The sequence below is a fragment of the Xanthomonas cissicola genome (assembly GCF_008801575.1).
In the GTDB taxonomy this organism is placed as follows: domain Bacteria; phylum Pseudomonadota; class Gammaproteobacteria; order Xanthomonadales; family Xanthomonadaceae; genus Xanthomonas; species Xanthomonas cissicola.
On sequence record NZ_VZPL01000088.1, the window covers coordinates 1 to 14080 of the forward strand.

The following is a 14080-nucleotide window of genomic DNA, read 5'->3' on the forward strand; positions in this document are numbered from 1 at the left end:
GCTGCGCTGGATCGCCTTTTTGCGTGCCTGGTTGCAGGTGGTGCGGGAGCGTTCCTCAACGTGCTCAAGCACTATGCGGCTCGCAAACATGGCAATGGAGGTTTGACAGGGGTTTTTCAGGGACGACGACTTACCCGACCCAGTCGGACCGCAAACCATGACAATGCCGTCGTCCGGGTACAAGGCGCCATACAGGTCATCGCCCAGGTCATTTTTATCGATTGCCGGTGGAATCTCCGGAAGCTCGCGGAGGATGATCGAGATACCGAAAGACCCGTCAATCTCCGCGCCTGTTGCGTTCCAACGGAAGCGCAGCGAGTCGGACCGACTGAGGCGGAATGTGTATGCATTGTCTAGGTCCATCCCGCGCTTGAGCTGAACCTCGGCATTGGGACCGCCATAGAGGTAGCCGGCAATGGAGCCCACCTCTGTCGCATACAACGTGCGGCGCGTGAGTCGATACAGCCGGCCGTGGATCCGCGCAGTGACTCTGGCGTTCGTCTTGATGTATACGTCCGAGGCGCCCAGCGTTTTGGCATGGACCAGAAGCTGTTGGACACCGATTTCGTCGAAGACAGTCGGCTCTGACCGCAGCAGCGCCCGATCGATTAGGTCCTGGTCGGAAAGCACCGCGTTCATGGGTTCACCCGGACTGTCGGTTGAATGGGCTTGGCCGGAACCGCGATGGGCTTCCATTGCGTGTGCGGCTGCATTTTCGGCAGCGCAGTGATGCGCAGCATGCGTTCGTTGATGTTCACCTTGTCGCCGTCGCCTGTGATTCCGTAGTTGGCCTCGGCCACATATGGCTTGCTGACGACGCCCTGCTGAAGCAGGCGCCGGTACAGCAGCATTCCTTGGTAGTCACGCTTCAGCCGGTTCAGCGATTCGGTAAGGATCTGGTCTGCCTGCTGCTCCCCTGCCTTCCAACCGGTCGTGACCGCCTGCTTCCATACCGTCCGCTCATCCCCGCTCTTGGGTGCCATGTACGGCTCGGGCGGGTCATAGGAGAAGGTCGTCTCGGTCACGAGGTACGAGCGCCAGGTAGGGGCGGTCGTTACGAACTGTGCTTGATGCGCGATCGCATAGATCTTGTCGGTAACACGAAGAACGTCGGTGCCTTCTGATTGAACGACCTGATTCGCTTCAGTCAGCACCGGGGGAAGGACGTTGCGATCCATGAGCAAGGAGCCAAAATCGAAGGCTCTGTCCAGCTGCGGTGCCTGCTTGGCCAGCAGCTGCTGGATCTCGAAAGAGCGTCGGGCAAGTCCAGCGCGAACGCCATACGACAGTCCATCCTCACGAATGGCGGACGCGCGCAACTCGCCAACTGCGTCAATCACACGGACCTCAGCACCGTTTCGCTCAAACGCACCAAGCGCATGGTCTAGGTCCGGCGGAGCATCAGAGACCGCCATTGCTGTACTCGATTGCGATGATGCCGCGGCGCCCGCCGGCAGAAGGCTCAATTGCGATGTCGGCGCGAGTGCCGGCCTGAATGCCCAGATTTCGCAGGTGATCGGTGATCGTTGCGGGCTCCGGCCCGATCTGCACCACAATGCCTACAGCGGGTTGCCGGCCGAGAAGCTTGAACTCGTAGCCGCCCTCCGCAGCCAAACGCATGACGGCTGGCTCCAGTGGACCGTTCCAAGGCATGGTCACCATCCGCTCCAGGCCCGGAATCTGCATGCGAAGACGCGGGGTGCCGGGCAGGGTTCGCATCTTGTCGTATTGCTCCGCTTCCGAGAGGTCGCGCAACGATTGCTGGATGGCCGATGCCGCGGCACTGAGATTCTCCTGCGCCGGGTCCGACGCGGATGGTCCCGCTGATCTGGTGGTGGCGCAGCCAGCGGATAGAGCCGCGCAGGTGGCGAGGAGGACAGCTTGGTAGCGACGCATCGGGGCACGTTGCCTTTTGTTGGTGAATACGTGGCCGGGATTACACAACATTTGTGGCGCAGGTTATCCCGCCGTATCTCTGCAATCAACCCCCCACAGCATCACATCACCACCCGACACCGACACTTACACCGTGTACTCGCGTCGCGTATATGTGAACGAATGTGACAGACCGGCTCTGTGTGTCGACACGCATATGTGCCGCTAGCGCGCGACTTCGCAGACCAAAGGGATTCCCGGGCATGTATTTGTGCGCGGCTTGGCTGCGACCCGGCTCCGGTCTTGCTTGATGCTATCGGGCGCAAACATCCCCTCTTATGGGATCGCATCCGGCCTCGGACGACAAAGGGAGCTTTTTTCGTTTCCGTGCGCCCCGCCCCTCGCGGCCGGCAGAACGCATCCTCCGTTGTCCAGACTGCCCCATTAGGTGGCGTGTTTATTGGCGTAGCCAAGAGCGTTACCACGCGGGGTATTTCCTGCGTGGTAACGTAGGGAGCGAGTTGATTGACCTGCCACCGAATCGAGTTATGACAACTAGCACCCGCACCGTGGAAACAGAAGCCCAGTACCGCCGTCGAGTCGAGGACTTGCGTAAACGGGCGGCCAGGATCCGTGGTCAGAACCCGGCTGATCTGCTCCCGATGGATCTGGTCGACGACCTACTGGGACGGGGGCATGGCAGCGAACAGGCGGCAACCGACGCATTGGCCGCCTTTAAGCGCCAGCGAAAGCAGTCTTCAGCCGGCGCAAGGAAAAGCGGCGTCCGGATGCAGGGTTCTGCTGCCGAGGCGGCCGCTGCCGGTGTCATATCCAAAGCCACTTTCCGTCAATACAAGGCTGCTTTGCGCGCGGTGTTTCAGGCTGACCTGGAGACGGCGCCCACCCGATACGACACCGAATTGCTTAGCGCCGCGATCGAGCGGCTCGATTCGACGCCGCAGACCGGATACGCGCGCAAAGGGCGGGCGAGCTCTGCTCTGAAGTCGAAGTCGTTCAAAGCATCCGAGCTCGCCCTGGTGCTGCGAGAAGTCCACAAGGGGATCTCCGAGAGCCGCCATTCCTGGGCCGTTGGTCTCAAAACCTTTCTTGAGGCGAATAGCCTCGTGGGTCTGCGGCCATGCGAGTGGGCTGAGGCATCGATTCGGTCCGGCGATGACGGGATGACCGTTATGGTCGTCCGCAATGCCAAGACCACAAACGATCGCGGCAACGGAAGCCATCGCACGCTGATTCTGGATGATCTGACGACACAAGAGCTTGGCGCGCTACACGAGATGGTTGAGCTCGTAGATCGCGTGCAGAGCGGTCAAATCCTGGACGCCAATGGAAAGGCGGTCAGCTTCGACGAGCTGTTGAAGCACATGAGGGATTACCTACGCCGGCTTACCCGGCAGATCTTCCCGGCGACCGGCAATCGGCAGCACTGGCCGACGCTCTATTCCTTGCGACACCAGGTCTGTGCCGATGCCAAGCAATCGTCCACTGGCTCAGCCGAATCCTTGAGATTTGTGGCCGCGTTGATGGGCCACAAGACAGACGCGACAGCCACCTTGCATTACGGCAAGCGTCGTGGAGGGAGCAAGGGACTCCGCGTTCGGCCGTCAAGCGAAAACGTGGCCAACGTAGAACACCGGGATCCTCTGTCGAAGTTCAGCCCAGCGCGGGACGCGCCCCGTCGCACCAAGCCAAGCCGCTAGTCACCGAGTTGCAGGGTGCAGCTCGGTGGTTCGGTTGCATGGTGCAACTCGGAGGGCTCGGGTTGCACCGTGCAACTCAAACAAGCGCGCTGCATTCGGCGCACATATATGCGCGTTGCTAGCATGAGGGGCTGGGGCGATTCCCCTGGCTTTCCACACTCAAATACAGAGCACTATTGTGCGCCCCACATATAGGGAGAATTGGATTCAACCCACACCAGCGCATGCATAGGAGACCCACATACGTGCGCCGCTTCCCCACATCAGGGGTGATTACACTTGGAATCCCCAGTCGGTACCGGCCTGCGGTGCGAACTTATTGCCACGTGGCAATAACTGTAGTCTGATCGGGTTCCAGGGCTGGCGGAGCGCGGCCCAGCCGAGGCCCAGCTGGGCTACCAGCCAACCGCCCTCCGTCGGGCGACCGCTAGGTCGGACCACTAGATATTATCACGTGGCAATATTGAAGCGGCAGAAATGTCGTGCGACACTGCACATTCATTGCCACGTGACAATACTATGGCCCGCAAGATTCGTTCTGCCCAGCTCACGGCCCACCGCCCGGATCGTGTGGACTACGACTCCGGCACGCCCCGCCTTCTGCAGTCCGCTGAGGGAGCGCGGTACCGCCTGCTTGCAGGGCCAGCGCCCGCCCTTCCGGATGATTTGGTAGGCGGCCTCGTGCTCACTGATGCGGAGGCAATTGCGGCCGCTTCCAGGCTCGGAACCACTTCCCCAGCAGAGCTCACGGTGATGGAGAAGATCCAGCTGGCGATTGCGCTGGCGGACGATGTCAAGGCGACCGCTCTCTGCCTTCTCCTGGGCGAGCGTAATCATCCCGAGGTCTGGCGTTGGACCGCACTAAAGCGCGCCGCGCTGGACCTGCGAGAGGCCGTCCTATCTGGCTCGCTTACCCGCGGCCACGCCAGGCCCCTACTGCCCTTGCCTTCACAAATACAGGCGGAATGGACCAGGCGGGCGTTGCGCGGCAGGTGGTCGGTTCGCACGCTGACATCTATGGTGGCGCGAGAGAGCAAAGCGGGGACACCAGCTACCCCATCCCTGGCCGCAGCCGATACTAAGCACCTTGAGGACCAGCTAGGCCAGAGACTGGGATCACCCGTTCGCCTAGAGTGGCCAGAAGCGCCTGGAACCCGGGCGCTGATTATCGGCTACTCCGATATGGAGACATTGAAAGGCGTGCTCCAAGAGCTCGCCCGGGGACCTGAAGGCACCGGCCATCTCGGCAGCACGATGAGAAGCCTGCGAATCGAGATCGCGGATGCTGATGAGCTCGATGCTTTGACCGGGCATTTGCTGGGCGAGTAATCTCCCCATTTATGGGGAGATTAAGCGTCAGGGCTCACCCTACCCGGTGTGGGGGTGAGCCCTAGGGGACCAGACAGAAAGTCGCACCGTGCGCAACTAGTACCCAAGCGGTCAGGCTCCCCATCGGCCGCCACACTGGTCAGACCAATTCTCGGTTGCACGGTGCAACCCGATTCCACTCCGCCCACCTTCACCCCAGCACCGGGGTGCTGTCAGTGTCAGTTGCACCGTGCAACTCATGATGATGGGGAGCCGTGGCTGGAGTTGCACCGTGCAACTGACACTGCCACCGCGACTCCTCTGACCAGCATATTCGTCGGAAGCTTCAGCCACTACCGGCAGCTGGAGCTTGGCCGCAGAAGATCAAGCAAGTTGCACCGTGCAACCCGGAGTTCATCAAACGACGCTCTCCATCTCACAATGATGGGTGTCAGTTGCACGGTGCAACTCGCGATGTCGTAAGCCGTAACTCGCGTTGCACCGTGCAACTGACAACCGCCTGGAATCCTTTGACCGGCCGTGTCCTAGGGCAACAGTCCCTCTTGCACTTCGCTCAAGGTCGCGACAGATCACCCAAGTTGCACCGTGCAACCCCTCGGACAGCATCGCACGAGGAAGCCGACGCTACGCTCCAAATTCCTTAGACAGGGCAGACCGCGCTCTTTAACGTCCACAGCTCGATCTGTTGGCCCAAGACCTCGTAGCGATCCGAGCCCACATTCCCCAAGTTGCACCATGCAACTGACTGAGAACCTAGGCTAGGGAAAAGAAAAGCCCGCTTACGCGGGCTCATCTCTGTCATGCAGGCCGGCTTACAAGCTAGCCGCGAACTCTGCCAACTTCGCCAACTTGTCGCGGTCGAGCTCGATGTGAAGTCGAAGCTCGCTAAACCTGGTGCCGTCTTCAGTAGTGACAGGAACCGCCTCGAAGATCCGCCGCTCCCCCGCTTTGAACTCTATCGGATTCATCTTGGGACTGACCGGCACAACTTTCTTAAGAAGCTCTGCCGGGGTCAGCTTCTTGTCCAAGTCTTTAAGAGATTCAACGGCTTTCTCATTCGTCTCAGCCGCTTGAAGGAACTTCGCGGCAAATAGGCCGGTGACCTTGCGCGGATCCTTCAAAGCTACAAAGACTTCATCAGGGAGGTCATTAATCGACATGATCCGACTGATTGTGGCCTTGTGCACACCTTCCGCTTCGGCGATTGCAACCATATTCTCGAACAGGCCAGCCTTAAGCCAGGTCCGGTACTTTCTAGCCTGCTCGTACTGACTCAAGCCCTCCCGGCGCGCATTCTCACTGGACATCAACAGCACCGCTTCGCGATCAGATACTTCCCGCACAATCGCTTCCACCGGAATGCCTAGTTCTGACGTCACACGATGACGCCGATGCCCCCAGACGACCTCGAACTCGAAGCCGGCAGCAACGTTCTCGGCGCGAGCGGGACGTAGGAGAATGGGCTGCTCGTTCCGTCCCTTTCGCCGGATGTCCTCCTTCAGCTCCTCATACTTCTCGTCGCGAAACCCGAGTTCGTCCCGATCGCGATACTGGGTGTGGGTGATCTTCGTGGGGTCTACCAGCTGAACCGACCCCGCTGCTGCCAGGGCGTCGAGTTGCCCCTGCAGTTCAGCCACTCTCTCGCGCGCCAGACGCAACTCATCGCGGGCCAGCTCGCTCACCATTCCCAAGGCCGGAACCGAGCTGTCCGGCCGGGCGGCCCCCGAACCAGCACCGTGGGCGAGAGGCGGGAAGCCATCGCCGTCCATCGCCCCCAGCAGCGCCGCGCTTCTTGCCTTCTGCTTGCTCATGCCGCCTCCTCACTCACGCTCTGCTCGCCATTCTTCTGTGCAGTCAACCTCGCACGGGTCAGCAGGAGGCGGGCCTCAATGGACTGACACAGTTGATTGACGATGTTCATCGCCTTGCTCAGCTGACGGGTATCTGTGTCCGCACGGGCTACGTCGTAGATCGTGCGCATTGCTTTTGCCGCCCGGGCGACTGCCGTCAGATAGGGAAACTTCTCACCCATAACCAGTTCCCCATAAGCCTTGCGGATAATCGCCTCCATTTCCGCCGAGGCATTGTTGTTCTCTCCCAGCGTAATGAGAACCTGGATCCAGTCGAACTCTTTCGCGTTGCCGACGACATCGTCCACCTCTCGCTGGAAGCCGCCGAACATCCGGATGAACTGAGCAGAGGATGCAAAATCCGGCATCGAAGGACGCATGGGTACCAGCAACGCATCGCAGGCCTGAGTAGCCACCGTGGTCAGGTAGGACATGGAAGGTGGACAGTCAATTAGGATCACGTCGTAATCCTTCTCAATGGTTGCGATACCTTCCGCCAAGACTTTCATGTAGAACCACGACACATCGCCAGCCTGACGCATATCTCGCTGACGCGACGGCAGCACCAGATCCGCCGACGCCAAACCCACGTTCGACGGGATGACGTCCAACGTCGGAATCTCCGTCTTGCGGATGCAGTAATCAAGCGAGGTCTCGGAACCCTCGAAATAAGGAAGCAGCGTGTCTTCGACAGACAACTCGATGTCGGGATGAATCCCGAAGAGCGTCGACAGCGTTGCCTGCGGGTCGGTGTCAATCACCAGGGTCCGGTACCCGTGCAAGCTCAGGTACGCGCCGGCGTGAGCGGTAGTGGTCGATTTCGCGACGCCCCCCTTGAAGTTCATGATTCCCAACGTCACGCAGGGCTCGCCGACGCCACGGCGCCTGTCTAGCTTGGCTTTCTTGCGGATTTCCGGCAGCTCCGCGATCGCTTGTCGCAACGCCACCGCTTCAGCCAGGCTATACCTATAACCGGTGCGCCCCGTGGACTTCGGATTTTCAGTGCCGCCTGCAGCATCCGGACCCATCATGCTCGCTGCGACCCGGTTGACCGTCGAGTGGCTGACGCCAATGGAGTCGGCGATCTCCCGCAAACTCAACCGACGGCTCTCGCCCTGTTCCGGACTCAGCTTGCTTGGGTGCGAAAAGTCCTTGGCACGCATGACCATCTGGCCAATGCGATCGCCAAGCTGCACAAGGTAATCGGCGCCAATGGACGGGGTGGGGGACTGCTCCGCGGTCGTGCTCATACTGTCTCCATGTCTGCTTGTGGTTGTGTTGCGCGTGTTCCATTTTTCCCGTATTGTGCCGATTAAATGGAACACGTCAACAATAATTTCGCGAGATCGACCGCTGCCGCCCCAGGAATGGGGTGGAGGTCTGCGCGTCATCACGCTAAAGCGGAAGCGGATCGCACCCGACAGGCACGTAGCCAGCTGCCTCCAACCTCCCTATTCATGGGGGGCCCCAGAAAAAGGGATAATTCCCCAGTTATGGGGCGAGTTAACCCCGCCACTGGGGAGGCTCTGACTAACGCGACTCCCCATCTTTCGGGTGCTCGGTCCCCAGCAGCGGGGAGGTTATGCCCCATTGAGTGGGTGGTTACTCCCCATTTTTGGGGAGGGATGCACCAAATAATGCTTGTTTATCAGAGTGTTACAATTCCGCGGGCAAGCCCTTGTATGTATTGTTTGTCTAAAAAAAAACACACAACAAGGCATCGGAAGCAACGGCCCGACCAAAACGTGGAGCGATCGACTGGTCACCAGCGCGACAACGCCCCTCAGGCACCTCCAGGCAGTCAAGGGAGGTAACGGTCCGCAATCTGTGCTTCAATGCAACCACTTTCGTTGGGATACATCTGCTGATCCTTCGTTCGGACCGCAGCCCAAACAGGAATCCCGTATGACCGCACTCGCCAAACCAGCCTCCCATTCAAAGCAGTCACACCAGGACCGCAACGAATGCGATAAAGCACCGGCGAACATGATCGTGCGTAAGCATGTGGGTGCCATCCAGATCTGGAATAGTCTGACCCTGCTACAACGAAAGGTTTTCGCCGCTCTGCTCCTCAACGGCTATGAAGAGCTGCCGAACTTCAGCATCATTTCCCACCAGATCCCTATTGGCGTGCTGTCCTACCTTGCTGGTTTCAACAGCAAGAACACGCCTTACCTGAAAGAGTCACTTACGGGACTGGTTACATCTCCCGTGCAGTGGAACATCCTGCGCTCTGACGGGCGCGCTGCCTGGGCAGTGAGCGCCACCCTGGCCTCTGCGCGAATCGAAGATGGGGTTGTTTACTACTCCTTCAGTCCAGAGCTACGCAAGCGGCTCTACGATCCCGAAGTGAGCGGAGTGCTTAGCGCAAGCGTCACGCGCCTGATGAAGAGCAGTCCTGCTTTGGCGCTGTACGAGAACTGCATGGTGTACGCGGACGAGGGCGTGACACCGGCCTTTGCTCTGCCAGACCTGAAGGGATTACTGGGGGTTGCCGGCAACTCCACGTATGACGACTTCGGCAAGTTCAAAGACAAGGTGTTGAACCCAGCTTGTCGCGAAGTAAATCGCGTGGCGCCGATCCAACTTGAGCCCATTCTCAATAGAAGCGCCCGCAAGGTAGTGAGCGTTGCATTCGCGATCAAGATCCTGGGCGATGGCGGCTTGGACAAGATGCGAGAGCAGGCTGATCCGTTCCATGGCCGCGATACCGACTTGGTGACGCGCCTGCAGGAAGAAATGACCCTTGGGTATGGATCTGTAGTCAAGTTGTTCGAGCAGCACTCCGATGAGCGACTGCGCGCGGTGCGGGACTACGTGGTCGCGCGCTTTCAGGAGGGCAAGGTCCAGAAGCACAAGCTGGCACCGTACTTCCTTCGTGTGGCCGAAAATGCCACGCCTGAAAGCCTGTCGCAGAAGCAGACCACGTTGACCTTGGAAGCACGCAAACCAGCAAGCGAGCAGCCCAAGGACGAGGCAACGCTTGCGGCTGAATCTGCGGAAGCCGAGCGTAAGCTGCAGCTGCAGGCGCGCCTTCATACCGCGGAAGCTCGATTGGATGCACTCGATCCCGAGCAGCGAGCCAAGATCGAAGAGAGCTTTCGGCAGCAACTGGCAGCCGATAACAAACTGATCTATGACTCCCTGCGGAAGCAGGAATTCTCTGGCCCCCTGTATCGGAAGCTGCTAATCCAGCATGTGGCCGCAAACGACTGACCGGCAGTAATTCTCCGGTAGGAGGCCCCCGCATCTCGGTGCCGACCCCAGCCGTCAGCCGCCGGCGAGTCTGCTTACCACTTTTGTTGGCATAAATATCTGAGGGCGGTATAGTCCGGCCAACGCTGACCTACCGCTTTCGAGGTTTTCACATGAATCAGATCCAGCTACCGGTCTTCGCTGTGCCGTTGAAGGCCGGTGTTCCCTGTGGTATCGGCGCTGTCTCTGCTGCGGCCGCGACCCGCCAAGAGAAGCTTGACTACCGTGATCTCCCCAACGCGCCTAGCGCCCCTCGACCCCGATAAGGCGTGCACCGATGCAGCCGGTCCACCCAGACAACCACGTGTTCACCGTCGCCGGCCGCGTCGCCGGGCTCGGAGACCAGAAGGGCGCGTACGTCATTGCCACCTCTCCAGAGGAGCTGGTCGCACGATTTCGTGATTGGGATTTCGAAGTAACATCTATCGCAAGCCTGGCGGACGTTCGTCAGAGCGTTGAGATCCTGGACGCAATTGCGTTATGCAGCGCAGAAGTGGGGGCTGAAGAGTACCTCGACTTACTTCCGGTTGAGCCAGGTCAGCGGCGTCAATCGTCCAACGTGTTCACTTTCGTTGGCAAATATGTTGGCGGCGGCCGGGTCCCAGAGGCTACCGCAATGGCAGGATTCGGTACGGCTGCTGACGCCTCGGCGCTCTCGGGGTACCTACGTTCCGCTGGCTTCGATGTGCTGTCGATCATGAGCCACAGCGAGGCCTTGAATTTGCAGGCTGAAATGAGGCTGGTTGCCTGCGACGCGCTCGCCGATGAAGCGCACTTGGTGAATCTGAAAGAGCTGTAGTCCCTGATGGCCCCCACAGAGGGGGATGGTGGAGAGAACGGCTTAGTTGGTGCTCCCTCGATCGGCATAGTCTCTGCAACGGAGACCTGAAACTGCGCAGACTATGCCGATCGATACCGCCATAGTTTGTGAAAATCCGCCTAATGTCTCTACAAATCATACGGTTACCAAATCTTTTATAGCCACAGCTATCCAGCATATTTTGTACACAGGCAGCCGAACAGCTGATTTCTCATGATCTTGCGCGGCGCCGACGTCCATATCACTTGGTGCGGTAAGTCAGTGACGTGATGACCGCTGTAGCGCTCGCGCGATAAGTAGCGCCGGCGCTACATCGTGGAATGAACGTCCAGCAGCTGCCGATCTGCGCCGGTTGTGACGGTATTAGGCGCCCGACCGAGTGACCGGCATAGTTCGTGCAATCGGTGTCCAACTGTGCCGTTCTTCCCAAATCGCCGAAGGCCACATTCGTTGGCATATATCGTTGACCCGTTTGTTATGGTGTCGTATCCTCGCGAACGATTTCTAAACATTTGTGGCGCGACGAATGGACGATTCTCCGAAACCGCCTGCCAGCTCCAAGCCTCAGCCTAGCGCAGCGAGCTCGCTAGGTGGCTATCCGCCGCTGGCAATTGATGTAGCAAAGCTGGCCTTCTATGGGCGCCATTTCGGGAAGTTGGTCGCGGCAATATTGATTTTGTCGTTTGCGCAATGTGCCCAGGTGGGCTGGAACATGTTCAAAGAGCGCCGGGAGGTACGGCGCGAGTACTTCGGAGTCGATTTCAAGACGGGCCGTATGGTCCGCCTAGTGCCGCTGAACGAGCCGTATCTCGCCAAACCCGCCATGCTTAGTCGTGTCCAAGAGTGCGTTCAGGGCGCCAACACATACGACTTCGTCAACTTCCAGCAGAGCTTCCAATCCATCTCTACCTGCTTTACGGATGGCGGCTGGAACGCATTTGCGCAGGAACTGGAACGCGTCGGAACCTTGAAGGCAGTCCGTCGCCAGCGCCTTGTGACTCAAGCAGTCGCGACGGGCGTACCGGTCATTATCGGAGAGCAGCAGATCGGGGGCGCCTTGACCTACACCGTGCAAATGCCGATTCGCGTCAGCTTCCAGGGCGGCGAGGGCGGTCGTGGTCTGGCAACACAGAACCTGCTCATTACAGCCACCGTGCAACGCGTCCCCGAGTACGAGAACCAGTACGGCATAGGCATCAGCGCGTACACGGCCGAGGAACGCCGCCAATGAGCCTGGGGCGTATGTTTCTGGCGAGCGCGGCATTGCTGGCGTCGGCGGCGGCTATGGCGCAGGCACCAGCTGCCGCAACGGCTGGGGCCGCGCCGGTGCAGCAAGCACCGGCCGCGCCGTCCGCCGTGGCCACTGTGCCAGCGCCCGGCCTGCCGATCCTTCCCGAGATCAACGAGGTCGCCTTCGATCGCGTCAAAGCCAACGCTGCGCCGCTCACGCCGGAGCAGATCCGAGATCTCCGTCGTCTTGTAGACGACGCGGAGCGTGCCGCGTCGATAGCGGCGCGTGGCACGCCCAGGCCTGTATCAACCTCCGTTGTCGCAAATCTGGCGCCCGGCGCAGAACCGGCGGTGGTGCGCTTGGCCTATGGCGCGGTAACAAATGTGCTGTTTGTGGACGGGATCGGGAATGCGCTACCGATCATGTCGCCCGATCTCATGAAAGGAGGGTTCGACGCCTTCGCGGTGGCCGAGAACAGCAATGTTCTCAAGCTATTTCCCACACAGCCCTATGCGACCGGGAACATCTCCGTTTCCTTGAAAGGAGTTTCGGCCCCCGTCCCGCTGATGTTGATCACGGGTCAACGGGAAGTCGATTACCGGGTAGATGTTCGGGTCATCGGCGGGAACATCGCCCAGAAGCTCGCAGGTAGTGGAAGCGCCGGCAGCGCTGTGACCACCACGATGCTGGAGTTTATTACCGGTGCCATCCCGCAGGGTGCTGTCGCGCTGAAAAGCGATAGCCCCGACGTGCAGGCTTGGGCCTACAACGGGGCCTACTACGTAAAGACGCCCCTGACACTTCTGTCACCCGCTTACCGCAATCCAGGCAAGAGTCCGGACGGCACCAGCTACTACGAAATCCCGCCGACCCCGATTGTGGTGGTGTCGGTCAGTGGAAGCCCCAAGCACGTCAAGATAGAGGCGCCGTGATGGCTCAGCAGGAAAGCGATATCAAAGTACGCGCTGGAAACATCGCCAGCGCGCTTAAACACGGACCAACACGCCTCATCTTCATCGGTGGAATTGTCCTGAGTCTGGTCGTGGTGGTGCTGGCCTTTAGCTTCATGGGAGGCGGCAAGCCCGCCAACAATGGCGAGGTTGTGCTTGAAAGTGTGCCCGAGCCGACCGTCGCACCGAGCGGCCAGACGCTGACCAACACCAAGGCGTACGACGCCTTAGCGCAGCAGAGTGACATCCAAGCGCTGAAACAGGCGCAACAGACCGGTGGCACGGCAATGCCAATGCCGCGGCCTGGCCAAGCCGCAGCGGAAGCCAAGGGCGAGGTCACCATCGATGGCACCGGCGTGAACATGAATGCTGTGCCAGAGCCAGCGGCCGCTGCCACCACCACAGCGCAGGCGCAAAGCGCCGAAGCTACCGCCAGGCTGCAGCAGCACGAACAGCAGGTCCAGGCACGGTACGCGACCATGTCGAAGCAGTACGACAACCTGGTTGGCCGCTGGATCAGTGTGCAAACGCCCGTAAGCGTGGCTGTAAATCAGGAACGAAAGGCAGGCGAAGCAGCGGATGCCCAAGTGGGCTCAGCGGCGGTCGCAAGTACCGCTTCCGACGAGATGGCGGAGACCACAAGCAGCGCCGTCCTGCGAGCGAATGACACGTACCTCGGGATCACCTTGGGGGACGCCACAACCGACGATCGACTGCCGCTGGTACGCGCTCGAATCCTCAATGGGCCGGGCAAGGGAAGCGTCATGCGCGGGACGATCGAGACCAGCGAGTTCGCGCCCGGCGGGTTTATTCACTTCACTAGGGCCTGTTAACACTAATGGCCCGAGCGATTAAACTATTGGGCATGGAGATCACGCCAGCACAATTTTCTCTGATCGAACACTGCCTGCCGGCGCAGCGCGGCAATGTCAGCATGACCAACCTGCAAGTGGTCAACGCCATCCTTTACGTTGCCGAGCATGGCTGCAAATGGCGCGGCCTACCCAAGCGCTTTGGCAACTGGCATACGGTCTACACACGCATGAACCGTT

Annotated in this window: 12 protein-coding genes and 1 pseudogene; 8 read left to right on the forward strand and 5 right to left on the reverse strand. The window is 59.8% G+C overall.

The genetic code is table 11. The annotated features are described in order from the left end of the window. From F7R02_RS21995 to F7R02_RS22005, 3 genes and pseudogenes are all read right to left on the reverse strand, one after another. A pseudogene (locus F7R02_RS21995) lies at nucleotides 1-639 on the reverse strand (hypothetical protein); the annotation flags it as partial. Beyond that, nucleotides 636-1415, reverse strand: a complete 780-nt coding sequence (locus F7R02_RS22000) for a type IV secretory system conjugative DNA transfer family protein (RefSeq protein WP_078589775.1) — start codon at nucleotides 1413-1415, stop codon at nucleotides 636-638. The pseudogene F7R02_RS21995 and the gene F7R02_RS22000, both read right to left, overlap by 4 nt. Then, nucleotides 1402-1896, reverse strand: coding sequence for a DotD/TraH family lipoprotein (locus tag F7R02_RS22005; protein WP_078589776.1), 495 nt, complete (start codon nucleotides 1894-1896; stop codon nucleotides 1402-1404). The genes F7R02_RS22000 and F7R02_RS22005 overlap by 14 nt, the downstream gene beginning before the upstream one ends. A 527-nt stretch (nucleotides 1897-2423) precedes the next feature. Between F7R02_RS22005 and F7R02_RS22010 the strand changes: the two genes are divergently transcribed. Then, complete coding sequence (locus F7R02_RS22010) at nucleotides 2424-3593, forward strand: site-specific integrase (RefSeq protein ID WP_078589777.1); 1170 nt, start codon at nucleotides 2424-2426, stop codon at nucleotides 3591-3593. Between the two features lie 753 nt (nucleotides 3594-4346). Continuing rightward, nucleotides 4347-4922 carry a ParB-like helix-turn-helix domain-containing protein gene (locus F7R02_RS22015; protein WP_235900968.1) on the forward strand — a complete coding sequence of 192 codons (576 nt, stop codon included), beginning with the start codon at nucleotides 4347-4349 and terminating at the stop codon, nucleotides 4920-4922. Nucleotides 4923-5734: 812 nt separating this feature from the next. Here the strand turns inward: F7R02_RS22015 and F7R02_RS22020 are convergent. Continuing rightward, a complete protein-coding gene (locus tag F7R02_RS22020) occupies nucleotides 5735-6733 on the reverse strand; it encodes a ParB/RepB/Spo0J family partition protein (RefSeq protein ID WP_078589779.1) in 999 nt (332 codons plus the stop codon). Then, the gene (locus F7R02_RS22025; protein WP_078589780.1) at nucleotides 6730-8022 is read right to left on the reverse strand and encodes an AAA family ATPase; all 1293 of its coding nucleotides are present in this window, start codon (nucleotides 8020-8022) and stop codon (nucleotides 6730-6732) included. The genes F7R02_RS22020 and F7R02_RS22025 overlap by 4 nt, the downstream gene beginning before the upstream one ends. A gap of 655 nt (nucleotides 8023-8677) precedes the next feature. On the opposite strand from F7R02_RS22025, the gene F7R02_RS22030 reads away from it, so the two are divergent. From F7R02_RS22030 to F7R02_RS22055, 6 genes are all read left to right on the forward strand, one after another. Continuing rightward, a complete protein-coding gene (locus tag F7R02_RS22030) occupies nucleotides 8678-9988 on the forward strand; it encodes a replication initiation protein (RefSeq protein ID WP_078589781.1) in 1311 nt (436 codons plus the stop codon). A gap of 316 nt (nucleotides 9989-10304) precedes the next feature. Further along, entirely contained in the window at nucleotides 10305-10826 is a 522-nt protein-coding gene (locus F7R02_RS22035) for a hypothetical protein (protein ID WP_078589782.1), read from the forward strand. A 547-nt stretch (nucleotides 10827-11373) separates the two neighbouring features. Further along, nucleotides 11374-12078, forward strand: a complete 705-nt coding sequence (locus tag F7R02_RS22040) for a DotI/IcmL family type IV secretion protein (protein ID WP_078589783.1) — start codon at nucleotides 11374-11376, stop codon at nucleotides 12076-12078. Further along, nucleotides 12075-13010: a DotH/IcmK family type IV secretion protein gene (locus F7R02_RS22045; RefSeq protein ID WP_078589784.1), complete on the forward strand. Its 936-nt coding sequence runs from the start codon at nucleotides 12075-12077 to the stop codon at nucleotides 13008-13010. The genes F7R02_RS22040 and F7R02_RS22045 overlap by 4 nt, the downstream gene beginning before the upstream one ends. Beyond that, nucleotides 13007-13861, forward strand: coding sequence for a hypothetical protein (locus tag F7R02_RS22050; RefSeq protein WP_208789131.1), 855 nt, complete (start codon nucleotides 13007-13009; stop codon nucleotides 13859-13861). Before F7R02_RS22045 ends, F7R02_RS22050 begins: the two co-directional genes overlap by 4 nt. A gap of 32 nt (nucleotides 13862-13893) precedes the next feature. Further along, nucleotides 13894-14080: transposase (locus F7R02_RS22055; protein ID WP_151210039.1), on the forward strand; the 187-nt coding region annotated here is incomplete at its 3' end.

What these genes read in the sequence shown, in the direction of transcription:
- F7R02_RS22000 (WP_078589775.1), bottom strand. Translation starts at nt 1,415, where the DNA reads ATGGCGGTCTCTGATGCTCCGCCGGACCTAGACCATGCGCTTGGTGCG.
- F7R02_RS22005 (WP_078589776.1), bottom strand. Translation starts at nt 1,896, where the DNA reads ATGCGTCGCTACCAAGCTGTCCTCCTCGCCACCTGCGCGGCTCTATCC.
- F7R02_RS22010 (WP_078589777.1), top strand. Translation starts at nt 2,424, where the DNA reads ATGACAACTAGCACCCGCACCGTGGAAACAGAAGCCCAGTACCGCCGT.
- F7R02_RS22015 (WP_235900968.1), top strand. Translation starts at nt 4,347, where the DNA reads ATGGAGAAGATCCAGCTGGCGATTGCGCTGGCGGACGATGTCAAGGCG.
- F7R02_RS22020 (WP_078589779.1), bottom strand. Translation starts at nt 6,733, where the DNA reads ATGAGCAAGCAGAAGGCAAGAAGCGCGGCGCTGCTGGGGGCGATGGAC.
- F7R02_RS22025 (WP_078589780.1), bottom strand. Translation starts at nt 8,022, where the DNA reads ATGAGCACGACCGCGGAGCAGTCCCCCACCCCGTCCATTGGCGCCGAT.
- F7R02_RS22030 (WP_078589781.1), top strand. Translation starts at nt 8,678, where the DNA reads ATGACCGCACTCGCCAAACCAGCCTCCCATTCAAAGCAGTCACACCAG.
- F7R02_RS22035 (WP_078589782.1), top strand. Translation starts at nt 10,305, where the DNA reads ATGCAGCCGGTCCACCCAGACAACCACGTGTTCACCGTCGCCGGCCGC.
- F7R02_RS22040 (WP_078589783.1), top strand. Translation starts at nt 11,374, where the DNA reads ATGGACGATTCTCCGAAACCGCCTGCCAGCTCCAAGCCTCAGCCTAGC.
- F7R02_RS22045 (WP_078589784.1), top strand. Translation starts at nt 12,075, where the DNA reads ATGAGCCTGGGGCGTATGTTTCTGGCGAGCGCGGCATTGCTGGCGTCG.